This is a genomic window from Parasedimentitalea denitrificans (assembly GCF_011813015.1).
In the GTDB taxonomy this organism is placed as follows: Bacteria; Pseudomonadota; Alphaproteobacteria; order Rhodobacterales; family Rhodobacteraceae; genus Parasedimentitalea; species Parasedimentitalea denitrificans.
Genome location: NZ_QHLQ01000001.1, coordinates 39,736 through 60,321, shown reverse-complemented (window position 1 = coordinate 60,321; position 20,586 = coordinate 39,736). Strand labels below are relative to the sequence as shown.

General features: G+C 56.6%; 21 protein-coding genes. 8 read left to right on the top strand and 13 right to left on the bottom strand.

Going from position 1 to position 20,586, the window contains the following annotated elements:
* Positions 1-197: 197 nt before the first annotated feature.
* From DL239_RS00295 to DL239_RS00280, 4 genes are all read right to left on the bottom strand, one after another.
* Positions 198-1,238 (bottom strand): threonine aldolase family protein, encoded by a 1,041-nt coding sequence (locus tag DL239_RS00295; protein ID WP_167681077.1) that lies wholly within the window; start codon positions 1,236-1,238, stop codon positions 198-200.
* A gap of 7 nt (positions 1,239-1,245) precedes the next feature.
* The gene (gene pyrC, locus DL239_RS00290; RefSeq protein ID WP_167681075.1) at positions 1,246-2,286 is read right to left on the bottom strand and encodes a dihydroorotase; all 1,041 of its coding nucleotides are present in this window, start codon (positions 2,284-2,286) and stop codon (positions 1,246-1,248) included.
* Positions 2,287-2,352: 66 nt separating this feature from the next.
* Positions 2,353-3,303 (bottom strand): phosphoadenosine phosphosulfate reductase, encoded by a 951-nt coding sequence (locus DL239_RS00285; RefSeq protein ID WP_167681073.1) that lies wholly within the window; start codon positions 3,301-3,303, stop codon positions 2,353-2,355.
* Between the two features lie 122 nt (positions 3,304-3,425).
* The gene (locus DL239_RS00280; protein WP_167681071.1) at positions 3,426-4,469 is read right to left on the bottom strand and encodes a glycosyltransferase family 2 protein; all 1,044 of its coding nucleotides are present in this window, start codon (positions 4,467-4,469) and stop codon (positions 3,426-3,428) included.
* A gap of 134 nt (positions 4,470-4,603) precedes the next feature.
* Here DL239_RS00280 and DL239_RS00275 point away from each other — a divergent pair, with 134 nt between their 5' ends.
* From DL239_RS00275 to DL239_RS00240, 8 genes are all read left to right on the top strand, one after another.
* The gene (locus DL239_RS00275; RefSeq protein ID WP_167681069.1) at positions 4,604-5,512 is read left to right on the top strand and encodes an AAA family ATPase; all 909 of its coding nucleotides are present in this window, start codon (positions 4,604-4,606) and stop codon (positions 5,510-5,512) included.
* Positions 5,513-5,570: 58 nt separating this feature from the next.
* Positions 5,571-6,818, top strand: coding sequence for a vWA domain-containing protein (locus DL239_RS00270; RefSeq protein WP_167681067.1), 1,248 nt, complete (start codon positions 5,571-5,573; stop codon positions 6,816-6,818).
* Positions 6,819-6,932: 114 nt separating this feature from the next.
* Positions 6,933-7,916 carry an XdhC family protein gene (locus DL239_RS00265; RefSeq protein WP_167681065.1) on the top strand — a complete coding sequence of 328 codons (984 nt, stop codon included), beginning with the start codon at positions 6,933-6,935 and terminating at the stop codon, positions 7,914-7,916.
* Positions 7,913-8,938: a molybdopterin-binding protein gene (locus DL239_RS00260; RefSeq protein ID WP_167681062.1), complete on the top strand. Its 1,026-nt coding sequence runs from the start codon at positions 7,913-7,915 to the stop codon at positions 8,936-8,938. Before DL239_RS00265 ends, DL239_RS00260 begins: the two co-directional genes overlap by 4 nt.
* A gap of 115 nt (positions 8,939-9,053) precedes the next feature.
* The gene (locus DL239_RS00255) at positions 9,054-9,539 is read left to right on the top strand and encodes a (2Fe-2S)-binding protein (protein WP_167681060.1); all 486 of its coding nucleotides are present in this window, start codon (positions 9,054-9,056) and stop codon (positions 9,537-9,539) included.
* Positions 9,540-9,543: 4 nt separating this feature from the next.
* A complete protein-coding gene (locus DL239_RS00250; protein ID WP_167681058.1) occupies positions 9,544-9,744 on the top strand; it encodes a hypothetical protein in 201 nt (66 codons plus the stop codon).
* A gap of 50 nt (positions 9,745-9,794) precedes the next feature.
* Complete coding sequence (locus DL239_RS00245) at positions 9,795-12,164, top strand: xanthine dehydrogenase family protein molybdopterin-binding subunit (protein WP_167681056.1); 2,370 nt, start codon at positions 9,795-9,797, stop codon at positions 12,162-12,164.
* Between the two features lie 105 nt (positions 12,165-12,269).
* Positions 12,270-13,055 (top strand): FAD binding domain-containing protein, encoded by a 786-nt coding sequence (locus tag DL239_RS00240; RefSeq protein ID WP_167681055.1) that lies wholly within the window; start codon positions 12,270-12,272, stop codon positions 13,053-13,055.
* 100 nt (positions 13,056-13,155) lie between these two features.
* On the opposite strand, the gene DL239_RS00235 is transcribed toward DL239_RS00240, so the two are convergent.
* From DL239_RS00235 to cobA, 9 genes are all read right to left on the bottom strand, one after another.
* Positions 13,156-13,518 (bottom strand): hypothetical protein, encoded by a 363-nt coding sequence (locus DL239_RS00235; protein ID WP_167681053.1) that lies wholly within the window; start codon positions 13,516-13,518, stop codon positions 13,156-13,158.
* A gap of 303 nt (positions 13,519-13,821) precedes the next feature.
* The gene (locus DL239_RS00230) at positions 13,822-14,355 is read right to left on the bottom strand and encodes a hypothetical protein (protein WP_167681051.1); all 534 of its coding nucleotides are present in this window, start codon (positions 14,353-14,355) and stop codon (positions 13,822-13,824) included.
* Positions 14,356-14,532: 177 nt separating this feature from the next.
* Complete coding sequence (gene infC, locus DL239_RS00225; protein ID WP_240931638.1) at positions 14,533-15,183, bottom strand: translation initiation factor IF-3; 651 nt, start codon at positions 15,181-15,183, stop codon at positions 14,533-14,535.
* A 361-nt stretch (positions 15,184-15,544) separates the two neighbouring features.
* Positions 15,545-16,408, bottom strand: coding sequence for a ferredoxin--NADP reductase (locus tag DL239_RS00220; protein WP_167681049.1), 864 nt, complete (start codon positions 16,406-16,408; stop codon positions 15,545-15,547).
* A gap of 139 nt (positions 16,409-16,547) precedes the next feature.
* On the bottom strand, positions 16,548-16,955 hold the full coding sequence (locus tag DL239_RS00215) for a DUF934 domain-containing protein (protein WP_167681046.1): 408 nt from the start codon (positions 16,953-16,955) through the stop codon (positions 16,548-16,550).
* Positions 16,952-17,731 carry a phosphoadenylyl-sulfate reductase gene (locus DL239_RS00210; protein ID WP_167681044.1) on the bottom strand — a complete coding sequence of 260 codons (780 nt, stop codon included), beginning with the start codon at positions 17,729-17,731 and terminating at the stop codon, positions 16,952-16,954. The genes DL239_RS00215 and DL239_RS00210 overlap by 4 nt, the downstream gene beginning before the upstream one ends.
* A 4-nt stretch (positions 17,732-17,735) precedes the next feature.
* A complete protein-coding gene (locus DL239_RS00205) occupies positions 17,736-19,403 on the bottom strand; it encodes a nitrite/sulfite reductase (protein ID WP_167681042.1) in 1,668 nt (555 codons plus the stop codon).
* Positions 19,396-19,704: a DUF2849 domain-containing protein gene (locus tag DL239_RS00200; RefSeq protein ID WP_167681040.1), complete on the bottom strand. Its 309-nt coding sequence runs from the start codon at positions 19,702-19,704 to the stop codon at positions 19,396-19,398. The genes DL239_RS00205 and DL239_RS00200 overlap by 8 nt, the downstream gene beginning before the upstream one ends.
* The gene (gene cobA / locus DL239_RS00195) at positions 19,704-20,498 is read right to left on the bottom strand and encodes a uroporphyrinogen-III C-methyltransferase (RefSeq protein WP_240931636.1); all 795 of its coding nucleotides are present in this window, start codon (positions 20,496-20,498) and stop codon (positions 19,704-19,706) included. Before cobA ends, DL239_RS00200 begins: the two co-directional genes overlap by 1 nt.
* Positions 20,499-20,586: the final 88 nt, after the last annotated feature.

The following is a 20,586-nucleotide window of genomic DNA, read 5'->3' as shown; positions in this document are numbered from 1 at the left end:
GTGCCCTGTTACTCCTGCTGGGGGGCAAAAGTCGAGAGTGAAAAGCGGTAAAGTGGGGCTGCAATTGACAGAGGGGCGAGCGTGAGGTCTGCTTCCGAGAGACACAACAAGGGGCAAGCGCTAGGCCGGGTGGGTGCAGCATGCGCCCGCCGTGGGGCGGGCTAGCGCATGCCCGGGCCGCAAGCGACCCGGAAGAGTCAAGGCGTCAGGGCTGCAATAATGGCTTTTGCTGCTTGTTGGATCTGAGCTTCGCTTAGATCAAGATGCGTCACAGCACGGAACAGGGTTTTGCCTTCGGCGTTCAAGCGAACTCCGTGAGTGGCGAGAGCCTCTGCCATCTGAGCGGTGTCTTGACCGCTGTCTGTGATATCCAGAAACAGGATGTTCGTTTCTGGGACTTCTGGGTAGACACGTACCCCCGGCGCCTCCACGAGTAGTCTTGCAAGCAAGTGGGCGTATTTATGATCTTGCGATAGACGGTCAATGTTGTGGTCCAGAGCATAAAGCCCGGCAGCTGCGATCACGCCAGACTGGCGCATAGCTCCGCCAAGGCGGTGCTTCCAGACCCAGGCGCGGGCGATGAAATCCTTAGATCCAGCCAGAACTGCTCCAACGGGGCAGCCCAGGCCCTTGGACAGGTCGACCCAAACACTGTCGAAGCCTTGACACATGTCTGTTGGCGCGATGCCGCTGGCTGTAGTGGCGTTGAACAGGCGGGCGCCGTCCATGTGCAGGATCAGGTCACGTTCTTTTTTCAGCGTCACCAATTTTTGCAGGGTTTTCAGTGGCCAGATGGCCCCGCCGCCGGAATTACTGGTTTGCTCAACCGAGATCAGCCGCGACACCGGGGCACGGTCGCGTTTGCGGTTCAGGTGGGCGGCTGCATCATCTGCAGTGAAGATACCCGAGGGCGTTGGAATGCCGCGGATCTGCGCGCCTGCGAGGGCTGAGGCTCCGGCCCCTTCGGAACGCACGATATGTGCGTTTTCGGCCGCCAAGATCTCGTCACCGGGGCGGCAGTGCACCAGAAAGGAGATCTGGTTGCACATGGTGCCCGAGGGTAGAAAGATTGCGGCCTCCATCCCCAGCATGTCAGCCATGCGTTCGCACAGAGCCAGCGTTGTGGGATCTTCGCCGCGTTGCTCGTCGCCGGTTTCCGCAGATGCCATGGCCTGCAGCATCCCGGCGCTGGGCCGGGTGCTGGTGTCGGAAATCAAGTCGATAGGAAAGCGGGGCATATTGGCGTCAGTCGACGGCCCAGTGCACTGGGAAGCCGGGATCGAACACGGTGACTGGGCCGTCTTCGGTGGCGATGCTTGCCGGGAAGTTGACCGGGCTGTCCTGTTTGGACAGGGTCAGAGTTTCCGCGTTCACCGGCAGGCCATAGAAGGCTGGACCATTTTTCGAAGCAAACCCTTCGAGCTTGTCCAATGCGCCGTCTTCCTCGAACACATGGGCGAGCAGCGACATTGTGTTGGTGGCGGTAAAGCAACCGGCGCAGCCACAGGCGCTTTCTTTGTTGTCGTCGGTATGCGGAGCCGAGTCGGTGCCCAGGAAGAAACGTGCATCACCCGAGGTGGCAGCCGCGCGCAGGGCCAGACGGTGCTCTTCGCGTTTGGCGACGGGCAGGCAGTAGTAGTGCGGTTTGATGCCGCCAACCAGGATGTGGTTGCGGTTGATGATCAGGTGATGGGTGGTGATGGTCGCGCCCAGATCCTTGTCGTTGGACTTCACATAGTCCACGCCGTTGGCTGTGGTGATGTGCTCCATCACAACACGAAGGCCCGGCGTGGCCTTGCGGATCGGGTCCAGCACACGGTCGATGAACACCGCTTCGCGGTCAAAGATGTCGATGTCAGCGTCGGTTACTTCGCCATGAACGCAGAGTGGCAGGCCGATCTCGGCCATTTTGTCGAGCACCGCGCGCACGTTCTCAAAGTTCGCGACTCCGCTTGCTGAATTGGTGGTGGCCCCGGCTGGATAGAGTTTGACTGCTTTTATCAAACCGCTGGCGTGGGCGGCTGCAACATCTGCTGGGTCTGAATCCTCGGTCAGGTACAGTGTCATCAGTGGATCAAAGGACATGCTATCGGGCAGGGCGGCCAGAATGCGATCGCGATAGGCCGCGGCATGGGCCGATGTCACAACCGGCGGCACCAGATTGGGCATGATGATGGCACGGGCAAAATGACGGGCTGTTTCAGGCAGGACGGCATTTAACATGGCACCGTCACGCAGGTGCAGGTGCCAGTCGTCGGGGCGGGCGATTGTAAGGCTCTGGGTCATGCTGAGGCCCTAGCATAGGCGCATGCTAAGGGGAAGTGGCCAAGGGTTCTGAGCTACAACACAGGCCTAGGTGGGCATGGTGAATTCACCAGCCTCGGCACGTTCCTTCAGTCTTTTATACATGCGCCTAAACTTTGGCGCACGCATGCGCTGTGACACATTGTGACTTAGAAGGGCAGCAAGGTATGGCCGATCAGGCTCGCTTACCAAAGCAGCCACCCGTCGCAGGTATGCCAGATTGTTACGCCGTGCCCGATATTGTTTCCAGAACCGCAGTGGGGTCAGTTTCCCTGCGCCAGCCAAAGAGATAATCTGATACAGGATTTCCATTTGGATAAGCCGATCTTGTATCGCTGTACCCATATTGGGCAACCGCAAGCGCGCCACATTCGGACGGCGGAACAGAGCCGCATGCATTGCATCCAACTGTTCGCGTGGATCGTAAAGGACATAGGCCTGATCGGCAGCGTCGAGCATGTCCGGCGCATAGCCGTATCTGTCGGTGAAAGAGGTGCGCCGCATTTCAATAAATCGGTCGTCCCACTCGGTCATTTGTGGATCCAGCGTGGCCTGAGGCTGGATGGCAATTACCGTGGCCCCGGGTGCTGCAACAGAAAAGGCGGCCGCAGCATAGCCGCAGGGGCCGGCGCCATAGAAAACAACCTTGTCGAATTCCTCAAAGAACCCATCATCAATCAACTGATCAAAGAACCCAAAGACCTTACTCTCGCGGAACCAAGTGTCGCCGTCAGAGATAAGGCACAGGTGTGACCAGCCTTGGTTTTTAACCAGATCAAATCCAAGGGGCTGAGCTTGCTCGGACAGGTTCTGGATACCCTGAATGGTCTCAAAGGTGACCAATAAGGTATTGTCTTGATCGATGAAGGTCGCAAAGTGCTGATCGCCAAGGGACTGGTACATGCCGTGTTGTTCGGCCAACTCAGTCATGCGTTTGCGCCACTGCAGTGGGTTCAACCCGGCCAGGCTTTCGTCCAGATTTTCCAGTCCGTCCTGCATCGTTCTAGTCCTCAGAGCCCGGCTACGTGATGAGCCAGTTACAAGTTTTTATCACTAGGCATAGAATGCGGCCAAATTGGGATGAACTCGTGCCAGTTTTTCGACTATTCGTGCTTTTAATCCTAGGTGATGCTGCGGTTATTCAAGGCAAAACCAGTCAGTGTTCGGGCGGTTGTGGCATTGATTAGCCGCGAAGGAGGCGTCATCAACAGGCGGCTAAACAGGCTTCTGTAGGCATCGTCATTCATCAGCAACAAAAAACGTTCCTGCCGCCATTTTACGGCGTCGTTGTGGCGCTTTGCCAGTTCACAGTCTGATTTCATTTCGTCCAGAATTTCTGAAGTTCGTTCTAGGTACTGTGCAACTGAGCTGTCCGTATCCGTATTGAAATTGCGTTCAACCCAATAGTCCATCCCAAGTGGAAGATCCGATCGGTTTACACGCCCGCGGTCTGCCTTGATCACATAACTCTCCATTGAGCCAAGCGGGTAATGGTTCAGTTGCGCAAGCTTGAAATTGGTGCGGCCAAAGGTCGAAAATAGCTTCTTAGTTTTGAACTCAGGTCCCAGTTCGCGGCCCTCAGAGTCAAACCAGCGATAGTTTTCCAATTGGTCGGGCTTAGGGCTTCGCGGCCTGTGGACACCGGTTTTCCGGTAGGTTCCGTTGTTACGGTAAAGTGTTTTGAACATCGCGGCCCGCCAAGGCCAGTGGATCACCACGGGTGCGCAGCGGGTGAACTGTGTGGTTACCGGCTGGTCCTGATAACGGACCTGACCCGCATTGCCGAACAACCGCCAAGTCAGGGTCACAGCGTCTGCTTGCGGCAAAGCCTCTAACAGGCAGGACAGGGTGCCGTCCCCTGTGTGAATGTTGACAAACTCATCAATGTCCAGGGTCAGGATCCAGTCGGCCTGTTGAACAAGAGGATGCTTGTCGGCCGTTTTCATCGCGGTGAATTGAATGCCGCGTTGGTCATAGGGACCATCGTTGCGGACATGTGTCAGATGCCCGAGATCCTGTAGATGATCCAGCATCGCATCGGTGCCATCTTGGCAGTCGTTTGAAAACACCAAGAAATCGGTAAACCCCACAGCTCGATGATGGGCCAGCCATTCCAACAAGAATGCGCCTTCGTTGCGCAGGGTGGTAATGGCAAGATAACGCATTGAATTCTCTTTTGGCGGCTAACCGAGGACGTGGGCCTCTGTGTCATCGCACCTTGTGGAGGCGGGCGTCAACACTCGGCACTTGACGCTTTCGCTGCGCCGTGGCCTGTTTGGCATGCAACCGGAGGGCACAGATGCAGCAGACCGAGACAATCGACCATGTGCAGGACTTGCTTGGCAATCAGGGCTACGTCTGTGGGCGGGCGCTGGCCACGGTGGTGTTTCTGGCGCTACGGCTAGGACGGCCACTGTTTCTGGAAGGCGAAGCTGGGGTCGGCAAGACCGAGATCGCCAAAGCGCTGGCTGCAGGGCTGAACCGACGACTGATCCGGCTACAGTGCTACGAAGGGCTTGATGCTTCGTCGGCTGTGTATGAGTGGAACTTTCCAGCTCAGATGATTGCAATCCGTACCGCCGAGGCGGCAGGTGGCGCAGATCGAGGTAAGCTGCAATCCGAACTGTTTTCGGATGAGTTTTTGATTGAACGGCCTTTGCTGCAGGCCATGCGCCCGGATGAACATGGCGCACCGGTGTTGTTGATCGACGAGCTGGACCGCACGGATGAACCGTTTGAGGCCTTCCTGCTTGAGGCATTGTCGGACTTTCAGGTCACAATCCCGGAACTTGGCACCATCAAGGCGCCGGAACCGCCCATTGTTATTCTTACCTCAAACCGCACACGTGAGGTGCATGATGCGCTAAAGCGACGGTGCTTGTACCACTGGGTGGACTATCCGAACTTCCAGCGCGAGATTGAAATCCTGCAGGCCCGCGCGCCAGAAGTCAGCGCCCAGCTTAGCCGCGAGGTGGTCGCTTTTGTGCAAGCCCTGCGCACCGAAGACCTGTTTAAAAAACCGGGGGTTGCTGAAACCATCGACTGGGCCAACTGCCTGCTGGCGCTGGATGTAATTGATCTCTCGCCTGAGGTGATTGCTGATACATTGGGTGCAGTTCTGAAGTATCAGGATGATATATCAAAACTACAAGGCTCCGAGGCGAAACGCATACTCGAAGACGCCAAAGCGAGCCTGGTCCCGGCATGATCCTTCATCTGGCCACAAATATCCCGGGGGTGCGGGGGCAGAGCCCCCGCGAGACCTGATGTCTGAAACCCTGCCGCCAGATCTACCTGACCAGCCCAAGCTGGCGCAAAACATCACCCATTTTGCCCGTGCTCTGCGCAAGGCTGGGTTGCTGATTGGGCCAGGGCGGGTGGTGGATGCGGTCGAAGCTGTGGCGGCAGCAGGGTTCACCAGCCGACAGGATTTCTATTGGGCGCTGCATGCCTGTTTCGTTAGCAAGCCGGAACATCGGGTGATCTTTGCGCAGGTTTTTCGCCTGTACTGGCGCGATCCGCGGTTTCTGGAGCACATGATGGCGATGCTGATGCCTTCGGTGCGCGGTGTGCAAGAGGAACAACCTGCCAAACCCGGTGAGAAGCGCGCGGCCGAGGCATTGCTGGATGGTACTCAGCCTGACCCGGAAGACATCAAAAGTGAGGACGGCACCGAGATCGAGTTTGACGCCAGCCTGACTATGTCTGGCGAAGAGCGGCTTCGCACACTCGACTTTGAACAGATGAGCACCACGGAGGTGGCTGCGGCCAAGCGGGTATTGTCGCAGATGTCTTTGCCGGTTCAGCCTTTGAAGTCGCGTCGCCTGATTGCTGCGCCACGAGGGCAGCGCCCGGATTGGCGGCGCACCTTGCGGGATGCGGCGCGGTATGGTGGTGAAATCCAGACAATAGCACGAGCCAAACGGCGTGTTCGTTGGCCTAATCTGGTGGTCATCTGCGATATCTCTGGTTCGATGAGCCAATACAGTCGGATCATTCTGCATTTTCTGCATGCGGTCTCTAATGCAAAAGGGGCGGGCTGGGCCAAGGTGCATGGGTTCACTTTTGGCACCCGTCTGACCAATATCACCCGGCATCTGGCACAGCGGGATGTGGACGCCGCACTGGCAGCGGCTGGGGCCGAGGCGCAGGATTGGGAAGGTGGAACGCGGATTGGCGAATGCCTGCATGAATTCAACCGCGACTGGTCTCGGCGGGTAATGGGGCATGGGGCTGTTGTGTTGTTGATTACCGATGGCTTGGACCGGGATGATCCTGTTGCATTGGCAAAGGAAATGCAGCGACTGCAGCTGTCGGCGCGTCGCTTGATCTGGATAAACCCTTTGCTGCGCTGGCAGGGATTTGCCCCCAAGGCGCAGGGGATCCGCGCCATGCTGCCCCATGTGGACAGCTTTCGCGCTGGGCATTCTATCAATTCGCTGGAAGATCTGGCGCGGGTGATCACCAGCCCTGATGATCATGGTGAAAAGCAACGATTGATGGCTCTGCTTTGATGCCTTCGATACTGGGGCAAAGACGATTGGGTTTGCACCGCATGTCGAATTGTGATTGCGTTTTGGACAAGTGTCATAAGGTGAAGACGCCCGAACGCCGGGGTGGAGGACATAATGAGCCAGCAAAACAAGCGATTTGAAAGCGCACCGGAAACTGCCCTTGATTGGTATCGTGCGGGCCGGGGGGTAGCCCTTGCAACCGTAGTTCAAACTTGGGGGTCCGCTCCGCGACGTACTGGATCAATGTTGGTGATTGATGATCAGGGGCGTTTTGAAGGCTCGGTCTCAGGGGGCTGTGTCGAGGGGGCGGTTGTGGTCGAGGCGTTAGATGCCATGAACGATGGCGAACACCGCCTATTAGAGTTTGGCGTCTCGGATGAGGATGCCTTTGCCGTTGGGCTGGCCTGTGGTGGGACGATCAAGGTTCTGGTGGAGCCGGTGGGATCTGCACTACCGATTGATCTGCTGGAACAGCTGGTTGCAGCACGCGCTGGGCGGCAGGCGCTGGCCTATGAAGTGAACCTAGAACTCGGCGTGAGACGGTTACTGCATGACGGTCATGCGGATCGGATGCGAATGGACCGCTCGGGGATGGAAGATGACGATGAGACCTTTGTGGCGGTGCATAATCCTCCGCTGCGATTAATCTGTGTGGGGGCGGTGCATATTGCGCAGGCGCTGGTGCCGATGGCCCGGATTGCGGGATATGACCCGGTGTTGATCGACCCGCGCGAGGCCTTTGCCAGTGCGGACCGCTTTCCCGGCGAGGTGATCGTGGATGACTGGCCTGACGAGGCCGTGGCCAAATTGGGGTTGGATGCGCGTACCGCATTGGTGCTGCTGACGCATGATCCGAAACTGGATGATCCGGCATTGCAGGCTGCACTGACTGCCGAGTGTTTCTATATCGGGGCGCTGGGCTCAAAACGGACCCATGCCAAGCGGCTGGACCGGATGACGGCTGCCGGGTTCGACGATGATCAGATTGGCCGTATCCATGGGCCCATTGGGCTGGATATTGGCGCGGCTAGTCCGGCGGAGATTGCGGTTTCAATACTTGCGGAAATGACAGCGGTTCTGCGTGGTAAAGCTGCGTGAAGTTTGGGTTGGTGGCATTGCCGAAGGCCGAAGGGGCAATCCTGGCTCATTCGATGGAGGCCGGACAACGGCCTTATAAGAGTGAACTGACCTATCGTATCGCAAAGGGTACGGCACTGTCCTCGAACCATCTAGAGGACCTTGCGGCGCTGCGCGTGTCTGAGGTCACAGTGGCCCAGCTTGAGCCGGGCGATGTCCATGAGGATGAAGCGGCGACACTGCTGGCGCAGTCTATCGTTGTGGATAGTGCAGGGCAGCACCTGCGGATTTCTGGAGCTGGCGCAGGACGGGTGAACCTATATGCCGCCGGGTGCGGTGTGCTGCGACTGGACAGGGCGCAGATCGAGGTGATCAACGCGGTGGACCCGATGGTTTCGATTGCCACGGTGCCGGATTACCATCGGGTGGATGACGGGGGGATGGTGGCGACGATCAAGATCATCTCTTATGCGGTGCCTCGGCGGGCATTAGATTTGGTCTGTGAGGGGGCTGCGCATGCGATGAATGTCGCGCCGCCTGTTTATTCAACAGCGACTCTGATCGAGACTCGCGTCACCGAGGAGACCCCGTCGGACAAAGGCAGGGCATCTATGGCTGGGCGTCTGGAGCGGATGGGTTTGGTTCTGACGGATCGTGTGGTTGTTCCCCATTGTGAGGCGGACATTGCCAAGGCGCTGTCGGCAGCGGAAGGAGATATCGTTCTGGTTCTGACAGGTTCGGCCACATCCGATCCAATGGATGTCGCACCCGAGGCGCTGCGACAGGCTGGGGGGCAGGTGACACGGTTTGGGATGCCAGTGGATCCGGGTAATCTTCTGTTTTTGGGTGATTTGAACGGCAAGCCGGTGATTGGCTTGCCGGGCTGCGCACGCTCGCCAGCTCTGAATGGCGCAGACTGGGTGCTGGAGCGGGTGATATGTGGGATCGAGGTCAGCAGCAGTGATATTGCGGCGATGGGCGTAGGTGGTTTGCTCAAGGAAATTCCAACCCGTCCAATGCCACGGCGCTCCACAAATGGATAATTCCATGATCGAATGTGCACATATTATTTTTCGATAACACGCGTAAAGTGTTTCGCAGATTGGCAAACCCGTGCTTAACTCCCCTTAGCCAACAAAATAGCTAAGGGAGGAGTTCATGACTAAGGTCTCGATGACCGTGAATGGGACGGCCGCCAGCGGAGAGGTTGAGGGGCGCACGTTGCTGTCCTCATTCCTGCGCGAGCAATTAGGCCTGACCGGAACACATGTGGGATGCGACACCAGCCAATGCGGTGCCTGTGTAGTGCATGTAGATGGCAAAGCGGTGAAAAGCTGCACGATGCTGGCCGCCGAAGCAGATGGTGCCGAGGTTGCCACGATTGAGGGGCAAGCCGCAGCAGATGGGTCGCTGAATGCAATTCAAGCCGCGTTTCAGGAACATCATGGGTTACAGTGCGGATTTTGCACTCCGGGCATGGTGATGTCGGCGGCAGCGCTGTTGAAGGATAACCCAAAGCCTTCGGAGCAAGATGTCCGGGAGTATCTGGAAGGCAACCTGTGCCGCTGTACCGGATACCACAACATCGTAAAATCCATCATGGCAGCCAGTGGGCAAGACGTTTCTGCCCTCGCGGTGGAGTAGTTACTTGGCGAAGACGATTATCAGCCTTCTACTGTGTTTCGTGCTTGGCCTGGGGATACTGGTTGGTGGAAATGTTTTGATCGACCAGATTGGCTATGCACCTGAAAACGAACAGATCTTGCGCCTGATACCCAAAGGATTGGCGTTTGTTGTCGTGATCGGGCTGAGTTGGTTTCTAAGTCGTCGTCGCAAGCGTGGAGAGTAAATAGTTTGGACCGGTAAATTAAGGCCGGCTCAGGGGAGGAGTATTTGAATATGCCTAAGGATAGTGGCATTGGCGCCAGCCCGAAGCGGCGCGAAGATGTAAGGTTCCTGACTGGGAACGGAAATTATACCGACGATATCAATCTACATGGACAGGCCTACGCGGCATTTGCACGTTCGAATGTTGCCAATGGTAAGATCAACAGCGTCGACACGTCCGCTGCTGAGGCCATGCCTGGTGTCTTGGCGGTGTTTACCGGCGAAGATTTTGTCGAGGTCGGCGGAAACCCTGCTGGCTGGTACATTGAAAGCCGTGATGGCACACCTATGAAAGAGCCAAAGCGCCCGGTGTTGGCGCATGGCAAGGTACGTCACGTCGGGGATGCCTATGCAGCCGTCATAGCGGAAACATATGAACAAGCGCGCGACGCCGTTGAAGCATTAGAGGTGGACATTGATGAGTTGCCCGCTGTTGCTAGCTCTGTCGCCGCGCTGGCCGAAGGTGCACCACTGGTGCATGATGAAATTGAAACCAACCTGTGTTTTGACTGGGGTTGGATAGAAGACAATCGTGCGGCAACAGATGAAGCGATTAAGAACGCGCCGCATGTGACAACCTTGGAGTTGGTGAACAACCGGCTTGTCCCCAATGCCATGGAGCCACGCGCGTCGACGGCGAATTACAATCCGGGCACTGGTGACTACACCCTGTACACCACATCGCAGAACCCGCACCTGACGCGGTTGCTGATTTGTGCGTTTGTTATGGGAATTCCTGAGAACAAATTGACGGTTATTGCGCCTGACGTTGGTGGTGGTTTTGGGTCGAAAATCTACCACTATGGTGAGGAAGCGCTGGTTCTGGCCGCTGCTAAGAAACTAGGTCGACCTGTTAAGTGGACCGCAGATCGTAGTGAAAGTTTCCTGACCGATGCGCATGGTCGTGATCACGTCACCACTATTGAGCTGGCGACGGAAACAGATGGAACATTTATCGCGATCCGTACGTCGACACTTGCCAATGTTGGCGCCTATCTGTCGAACTTCTCGACCTGTGTTCCAACTTTCTTGCATGGGACGCTGATGGCGGGGAACTACGCCGTTCCAAATGTTTATGTGAACCTGAAGGCTGTCATCACAAATACAGCCCCAGTTGACGCATATCGCGGTGCCGGTCGACCAGAGGCGACATATTCGATTGAACGTGTAATCGACAAATGTGCTCGAGAGCTGGGAATTGACCCGATAGCTATACGCCGCAAGAATTTTATCAAACCGGATCAGTTCCCATACACCACCCCGGTTGGTTTGCAATACGACACTGGCGACTACGATGCGGTCATGGATAAGCTGGAAGAAATCGGCGATTTGGCAGGTTTCCCTGCACGCCGTGCGGAAAGTGAAGCCAATGGGAAAATTCGTGGCCTTGGCATCAATAGCTATATTGAGGCCTGCGGAATTGCGCCGTCTAACCTAGTTGGTGTGCTTGGTGCGCGTGTGGGGCTGTATGATGCAGCCACAGTTCGTGTGAACGCGACGGGGACACTTGCTGTCATGGTTGGCGCCCATAGCCACGGGCAGGGCCATGAGACCGCGTTTCCACAGGTGGTTGCTGAGATGCTCGGCATCGACGAAGGCTTGATTGAAATTGTGCATGGTGACACCTCCAAAATTCCTTTTGGTATGGGAACTTATGGATCAAGATCATTGGCAGTTTGTGGGTCGGCTGTTGTGCGTGCGACCGAGAAGATCATCAAAAAGGCTACCAAGATTGCAGCTCATATGATGGAAGCTTCGGAGGCTGATATCGAGTTCAAGGACGGGCAGTTCAGCGTTACAGGCACTGACAAGTCGGTTGCCTTTGGCGAGGTTGCGTTCAAAGCTTATGTTCCGCATGACTTCCCGGCTGAAGAGCTTGAACCGGGGCTTGAGGAGACCGCGTTTTATGATCCGGCCAACTTTACTTATCCGGCAGGGGCCTATGCCTGCGAGGTTGAGGTAGATCCGGACACTGGCAAGGTCAGCATCGAACGGTTCTCGGCTGCGGATGACTTTGGCAATATCATCAATCCTATGATTGTGGATGGGCAGGTGCATGGTGGTATTGGCCAGGGCATTGGTCAGGCGCTGCTAGAGGGCTGTGTCTATGATGAGGACGGTCAGTTGCTGAGTGCGTCCTACATGGATTATGCGATGCCCCGGGCCGATGATCTGCCATTCTATGCGGTGGATCATTCCTGTCAGACTCCCTGCACCCATAACCCGCTTGGGGTTAAGGGGTGTGGTGAGGCCGGGGCCATTGGTTCCCCGCCTGCGGTGGTAAATGCGGTGGTGGATGCACTGCAATCTGCAGGTAAGGATGTGACCCATATTGATATGCCACTAAGCCCCGGTCGGGTTTGGGCCGCGATGAATGGGTGATTGGATGGGGAGCGCAGGGGGGGCAGCCCCCGGACCCCCGGGATATTTTTAGCCAGATGAAGCTGGGATCCGCTGGGGTCCGGGCTGTCTGAGGAAGGAAGCGAAATGTATAATTTCGAGTATGAGAAGCCTTCGTCTGTTGTGGATGCGGTCGCGGCATTGGCAAGTGACGAAGCGCAGGCGCTGGGTGGGGGGCAGACCCTGATCCCAACCATGAAACAGCGGTTGGCCAGCCCGGCCAAGTTGGTGAGTCTGAGTGGTGTCGCCGAGATGCAGGGCGTGTCGGCTGACGGTGGTTTGTTGACTGTTGGAGGGGCCGTTACCCATGCCGAAGTTGCGGCGCAGGCTAGTGCCTATCCGGCGCTGGCGAGGATGGCTGGGCGTATTGGTGATCCGGCAGTGCGCAATCGCGGCACCATTGGCGGGTCATTGGCCAATAATGATCCGTCAGCGGACTATCCGGCGGCGGCGCTGGCTTCGGCTGCGACGGTTGTTACCAACGCGCGAGAGATTGCGGCAGATGACTTTTTTCAGGGCATGTTCGATACTGCGCTAGACGAGGGTGAGATCATCACTAGTGTCAAGTTTGCGGTACCACAGGCAGCGAGCTATCAGAAGTTTGTGCAGCCAGCGTCGCGTTTTGCGCTGGTGGGGGTGTTTGTGGCCAAACATGCCGACGGGGTGAGGGTTGCAGTGACCGGTGCTTCTGAGGAGGGGGTATTCCGCTGGGGTGAGGCTGAGGCGGCGCTGAGCGCTGATTTCGCAGCTGATGCGATTGCGGGCCTGTCTTTGGATCCGTCAGGTATGATTGGTGACCTGCATGGGACCAAGGAATACCGTGCGCATCTGGTTGGCGTTATGACCAAGCGGGCGGTGGCTGCGGCCACCTGAGGCTTGCATAATAAGAGGGTGAGGCTCCGCCGATTGGCGGGGCTTTATAAGTTAAAGGGCCTGCCGACTATTGATTGTCAGAGTTTGCGGTTGTTAGCGGTTACGTGCAATCACGCCAGTCGCCGACGGATCCGTCTTGAATAAGATAAATCCCCTCGTCGTGTTGCATGATCATTACACGGGATGACGGGTAGGATTCGCCTTCTGCTGTGCATATTGAATCGTACAAGATAGCGTCCATACCGCGAACATTTGTTGGGTTTGTCAGCTCACATTCGCTTTCTAGGCCGTACAGAAAGTCGCCATCAATGCCAAGTGATCCGCCATCCATGCCAATGTCCAAGGGGTCGCAGGTCCATGAGCCGTGTTCGGATTTATACAAGCCATCAAATGGTGTTGCAGTGACGGTTGAAGCGAACACGACCGCGGTGACAACAGTAGGTACACTGTAAAATACGTTCATGAAATAACCTTTCTCAATCCTTAGAAACCATGACGAGCGATAGGGTGAGGCTAGGTTGTGTTCTAGATTGCAGCAACTTTTTCTTACGCGCAGGGAGACGCTGGGCTGAGTTTTGCGCAGATAAGGGGGCATGAACCCGTCAGGTATGATCTGTGACTTGCATGGCACCTAGGACCACTGCGCATCTGATTGGCATGATGGCCAAGCGGCCAGAATTTGCTGAGGAACAAAGGTCTATTGAATGAATAATCGATATTGGCCTCAGGTTGAACTGTAGCCAATATCCTTGGGACAAGTAGGTGCCTAGGACGTGGGTAGATTGTGCGGGTCAAAGGCGCACCATTCGCTGGCACGTTGCAGGCTTTCTGCAAACCCTGCAGTGGAGAATTTGCCGTACAGCCAGACTTCCCCCTTGGCGCTGCGATCCAGCATGACCTCGACCGAGGATGTGGAGTTCTGGATCGAGTTTATCATATCTGGAACCATGCCGTCGGTCATATAGGCGCCGTAGCCGCCATTACCCTGATGGGTAAACATCTCATCCCCCAGCCAGCTTTCCTCACCGTCAAAAGCCAGAATGACAAAATCCTCTTCGTCCCAGGGGGCGCCGGTTTCGCCGGGCCAGGGGTGATAGTCATAGCCAAAACTGGAGTTGTACCCCCCATTGTGGAAGGTGAACACAAGGGCGCCGGAGGTGTCGCGAGCAGCCCGCTGGGTAAAGACATGGCAGGCGTGGCCGACTTTGGCAGCCGCCCAATTCCCACTTTCGAATGTAAAGGCAGAAGCGGTGGAAGCCGCTAGAAGGATTGCAATGCAAGAGAAGGCAGTGAACTTCATCAATAAGATCCTGTAATAGTTGGATTTTGCGCGGACGAGAAATCGAGTTCGAATTACAGAGTACTAAAATGAAGTTGTTAATTTGGGGTTCTGAGGAGCATTATTAGTGCTGCAAATGAAAACGCCCTCGAGCTAAAATGGCTGCGAGGGCGTTTGAATGTCAGATAAAAGCAGTCGTTACTTTGGCAGGGGACCAATCAGCATAATCATCTGACGGCCTTCCATTTTTGGCATGTTTTCGACCTTGCCGTGTTCCTTGATGTCAGCGGCAACACGTTCCAGCAGCTCGCGGCCAAGGTTCTGGTGGGCCATTTCGCGGCCACGGAACCGAAGGGTCACTTTGACCTTGTCGCCGTTTTCCAGGAACTTATAGACGTTGCGCATTTTGACGCCGTAATCATGGATATCAGTGTTAGGCCGGAACTTGACCTCTTTGATCTCGATGATTTTTTGCTTCTTACGCGCTTCGCTTTCCCGCTTTTGCTGTTCATACTTGAACTTGCCAAAATCCATGATCTTACACACGGGCGGTTTAGCATTTGGCGAAATTTCAACCAGATCCAGTCCGGCCTCTTGCGCCATAATCATGGCCTTCGCCGGGTGAACCACACCAACGTTTTCGCCTTCGGCGCCGATCAGGCGGATTTCAGAGTCACGAATTTTCTCGTTGACGCGCGGGCCGGTGTCGCGTTGCGGCGGCGCATTATGGGGTCTGCGGGCTATGACGGTAATCCTTTTGTCATTGCGAAAATCACCTGAAAAATAGCGCCGTCGGGCACATGATTCAAGCTGTTTGCTTCGTATGACCGGGGAGAATGATGTTTTCAAGGCATCAATATGAGAATGTGGCGCTGAAGCGGGTTAGAATTGCTGCTTTTTGTTGGTTTTTACGGAATTTTGGTCGTCGGCCAAGTTTGGCCACTAAGGGTGAAACCGATTTCGCCCCCCTTTGAGGTGGTCGGGACGTAAAGCCATCTCTTTGCTTATTAGCGGGGAGTGAGGTTTTCGCCGTGGATATTGCTAACCCGATTTTTAGATTGAGTAGGGAAAACTGTATTGACTGCCTTAGGACTAGGGGCGCAGTTGTAGGCGGCCAAATTCATTATCGCGGATAAAAGCGCCTGTATATGTGTAAAAAGGGCAGCCTCCGGTCTGGAGAGTGCCCTTTCGCAGTTCTTACGTCTCAATTTTAGTCGAGGAAGGCTTTTTCCACCACGTATTGAGCAGGCTTGGAGTTTGCGCCTTCTTCCAAGCCGTAGCCTTCGAGCAAGTCCTTGATTTCAAGGTTGAAGGCCAGGTTACCGCAAACCATGGCGCGGTCGCTGTCCGGGTTGATTGGATCAACACCAAGATCAGTGAACGCCTCGCCCGAGCGCATCAGGTCGGTGATGCGGCCCATCTTGGGGCTCTCTTCGCGGGTGGTGGTTGGGTAATAGCGGATCTTGTCCAGGTTTTCCTGCCCCAGCAGTTCGATCATCATCTCGTCCTGCTTAAGGTTCTCGATCAGCTCGGCACCATAAGTCAACTCGCCTGCGGTGCGGCAGGTGTGAGTGATGATCACTTCGTCGTAGTCTTCGTAGGTTTGCGGGTCGCGCAGTAGCGAGGCAAAAGGTGCAAAGCCGGTGCCAGTGGCAAAGAACCAGATCCGTTTTCCGGGGATCAGGGCATCGTGCACCAAGGTGCCGACGGGTTTGGGGCGCAGGATGATTTCATCGCCGACCTGAATGTGCTGCAATTTTGATGTCAGCGGGCCGTCCTGAACCTTGATCGAGTAGAACTCCAGCTCGTCATCCCAAGAGGGAGAGGCGATGGAATAGGCGCGCAGCAGTGGTTTTTGCTTTCCGGTCTTTGGGTTCACATCGCCCATCAGGCCGATCATCACAAACTCACCCGAGCGGAAACGCATGGTGGAAGGGCGGGTCACGCGGAAGGAAAACAGCTTGTCTGTCCAGTGCTTAACCGCGGTGACGGTTTGGGCGTCAGGAAGGGTCGGAACGGCTTTTACAGGCTCGGCATTGGTGGCGGCATCGGTCACTGGGGTTATCTCGTTCATCGGTTACACTGCCGACTGTTTAGCCGACACCTCTGATTAATCATTGATATGGGTCAGGGAAAGGATTTGTTTTGCAAGTTTTCGGCACAAGAAGGATGTGATGTGCCGAAAACACAATCATTAGCATGCAAATGATATCCTAAGCGGCAGCGGGAGAGCCGCCGCGCATACGGGATTGATAGTTGTGCTGCTGCCAGTTGGCGCGCGCCAGCCATTGGGTCTCGGGCTGACGAGCAGCCAGGTCTTCGCTGATCTCGACATCGTCAAAACCCGAGCGACGCGCCATAGCGTATTGGTCAGCGATCACATGGCCATAGGCGCGGATATGGCCGGTGTAGCCGGATAGGCGCAACTGGCGGGCGATGGTAAAGCCGCGACCGTCAGCAAAGCTGGGGAAGTTGATGCGGATCATCTGCACATCAGCGTCCAGCTGTTCCACCAGTTCTACTGGATTGGTGTCGGACGGCAGGTCGAGCGCAGTGTTGCCCTCATAGCCAGCGGTCCAAGTGTCCGGGCCAAAGCCCGTGTCAGTTACGATCACAGTCATGAATCTGCTCCTGTGCGAATAAATTGCCCATCCACCACGTGGATGCCGCATTCTTCTTTGGTTTGGTCACGCCAGCGTCCGGCGCGGGGATCTTCGCCGTCTTTCACCGGCGAAGTGCAAGGGGCACAGCCGATCGAAGGGTAACCTTTGGCCACTAGTGGGTGACGGGGAAGGTTATTCTCATCCATATAGGTGCGCACATCTTCAGGCGCCCAGTGGGCCAGAGGGTTGATCTTGATGCGGCCTGTGAGGCCGTTAGTGGTTTCCTCGATCTCAAAAAAGTCCATCGCGGCGCGGCTGCCTGCCTGGAACCGTTTGCGGCCGGTGATCCAGCCGTCGTAGCCGATGAGCGCTTTTTGCAATGGCGCAGTTTTACGCAGGGCGCAGCAGGCATCGGTACTGGTAAAGCGCATAGCGCCGTAGGGATCTTTTTCGGCGATGTCGTCGGCGCGAATGATACTGAGATTGCGCAGCCCCAAACGCTCGGTCACCTCGGTCTGGTAGACGAGGGTTTCGGTGAACAGGAGCTCGGTGTCGACAAAGACGACCGGGGTCATCGGATCAATCACCGCTGCCATATGCAAGAGCACTACGGATTCAGCACCAAAGCTGGAAACCAGCGCGATATGGCCGGCATCCTCGAGCGCCCCCTGCATTACCGCAGTTGCCGAGTGGTGGCGGTAGCGTGCATTCAGCGCGTCGACCTTTTCGGCGAGTTCGCGTTCGCCGGGGGCCGGCCCCCGGGCCCCCGGGATATTTTTAGCCAGATGAAGCATGGGATCAGGCGACCTTTTTCTGCGCTTCAGGGTAGAGTGCGGCCTTGAAGGGGGCGAGGCCAACCCGGCGATATGTTTCCAGGAAGGTTTCATCGGGTGTGCTGCGGATGTCGAGATAGGCCGAAACGATGCGTTCTACTGCCGGGATAATTTCGTCATAGGCAAAGCCGGGGCCAGCGCGTTCACCGACTGCCGCTGACCAAGTGGCGTCGCCGCCCAGAGTGATCTGGTAGTTTTCTACGCCAGCGCGATCCAGCCCCAGGATGCCGATGTGACCCACGTGGTGGTGGCCACAGGCGTTGATGCAGCCCGAGATCTTGATTTGCAGGTGGCCGATGTCGTGCTCTAGCTTTAGCTCGTCGAAGCGGGTGGCCAGCTGCTCGGCAACCGGGATTGAGCGGGCGGTGGCCAGCGCGCAGTAGTCCATGCCAGGGCAGGCGATGATGTCCGAGATCAATCCGATATTGGCGGTGCCTAGACCGTGCTGTTTCAGCTTGGCATGGATCGCGGGTAGGTCCGACTTGTGGACATGGGGGAGGATCACGTTCTGCTCGTGACTGATGCGCAATTCGTCATAGCCGTATTTGGCCGCTAGATCTGCCATGACACGCATTTGTTCAGCGCTGGCATCGCCAGGAGTGGCGCCGTGCTTTTTGATGGAGATGGTGACGATGGCATGGTCGTCTTGGCGATGCTCAGCCAGGTTGGTGTCGACCCAAGAACGGAAAACAGGATCAGTTTTGTATGCAGTGCTGAACACGGCAGTTGAGTCGGTGCGGAAGTCAGGGGCTGCGAAATAAGCCTCGATTTCAGAAAATAGTTCTTGGTCAGCGCCTTGGAAGGTTGGCTTGATCAGTGCGAAACGAGCGTCGACGCGGGCGCGGATATCATCCATACCGTGCTCGTGCAGGGTGATCTTGATGCGGGCCTTATACTTGTTGTCGCGACGGCCAATTTGGTTCCAAACGGAAACTACGGCTTCGAGGTAAGGCAGTAGGTCGGCACGGGGCAGGAAGTCGTTGATCACTTTGCCTATCATCGGGGTGCGGCCCAAGCCGCCACCGATCAGGATCTGGTAGCCGATTTCGCCAGCATCATTTTGAACAACGCGAACTGCTAGGTCGTGGGCTTTGAGCACAGCACGATCTTTGGCACCACCGCCAACGGCGATCTTGAATTTGCGGCCCATGAACTGAAATTCAGGGTGGTCGGTGGACCACTGGCGGATCAGTTCGGCCACAGGGCGTGGGTCTTCAATTTCATCCGCAGCAGCACCGGCGAAGTGATCAGCCGTTACGTTGCGGATGGTGTTGCCGGAAGTCTGAATAGCGTGCATGCCAACCTCGGCCAGGGCATCGAGCATATCTGGCACGTCGCTTAGCTTGGGCCAGTTGAACTGGATGTTCTGGCGGGTGGTGAAGTGGCCATAGCCCTTGTCCCATTTCTCGGCTAGCAGCGCCAATTGGTTCATCTGGGCGGAATTCAGCGTGCCATAGGGGATGGCAACGCGCAGCATGTAGGCGTGCAACTGCAGGTACAGACCATTCATCAGGCGCAGGGGTTTGAACTCGTCCTCGGTAAGTGAGCCGTCAATGCGGCGCTCGACCTGGGCGCGGAACTGGGCGTTGCGCTCGGCCAGAAAAGCGGCGTCGAATTCGTTGTACTTATACATGGGCCAGGGCCTCCTGCTTGCCGTGGGCGTAGTTCGAAGGCCCGGTGCGGCGGAACTCCTCGCGGAAATGGGTGGGTTCGGGGCCAGCGTCGCCAGACACGGCGTCGGCCAGATAGGCGCCGACAACAGTGGCGGCTTGGCTTTGTGCGTCGAGTAGGCGCAGCTGAGCGTGGGCCTCGTCTGTGATCAGTTCGGCCTCGGCCAGATCGCGGCTCCAGGTGTCAGTGGCAGTGAGATAGATCACGTCGCCTTCGATTAGGTGGTTGGCGGTGATCACTTTAGGGGTAAAGGCTCGGGCCATTATGCTTGCTCCAGCTTGAGATCGGTAAGGGCGGCAAGGCTGGCGCGGGGCGCCAGGCCAAAGAGAGTGAGGGCAGGACTGTCAAATCCGGCGTCGGCCAGATCGTCGGGCAATTTGTCCAGGGTTGTTTCCAGAATGCGCTGGTTGGGGCGTGAGGCGTTTTCAACGATTGTCACGGGCGTGTTGCGCTCCGCACCGTGCATGATCAGGCGGCCCTGGATGAAGCGGGCGGATTTCTTGCCCATGTAGATCGCAGCAACTTCACCGGCGCGGGCCAGTGTGGCCCAGTCGTGGTCGGCAAAGCCTTTCATGTCGTGACCGGTCAGAAAGCGAACCGAGGCATTGCGGCCCCGTTGGGTCAGGCTTTGGCCAATGTTAGCCACGGCAGCTGAGGCCGAAGTGATGCCAGGGATGACGTTGTAGCCGATGCCAGCCAGATCGCAGGCAGTCAGTTCCTCGTCGAGGCGTGCAAAGATGGCCGGATCGCCAGCCTTGAGGCGCAGCACCCGAAGACCGGATTTTGCCAGTGCAACCATACGCCCACAGATCTCTTGCTGCGTGACCTGTGGGCCGAAGCCCTCTTTGCCAACGTCCTGTAGTGCTGCCGAAGGCCCGGCCAATTGCAGGATTTCGTCGCTGACGAGCCGGTCATGCAAAATTACATCAGCCTGTTGTAGAGCTTTGAGTGCTTTGACTGTCAACAGATCTGGATCGCCGGGGCCGGAGCCCGCAAAGGTCACTTGGCCCGGCTGCATGCAGACGGTGCCGCGTGAGGCATCGGAAGTTCTGGGCATGTTGTTCAGCATTGCGGCCTCGTGGGTTGCGTCTCGATTGATCTTAGATATAGGAAATAATCCCACTTCTTTGCTATATGCTGACGTG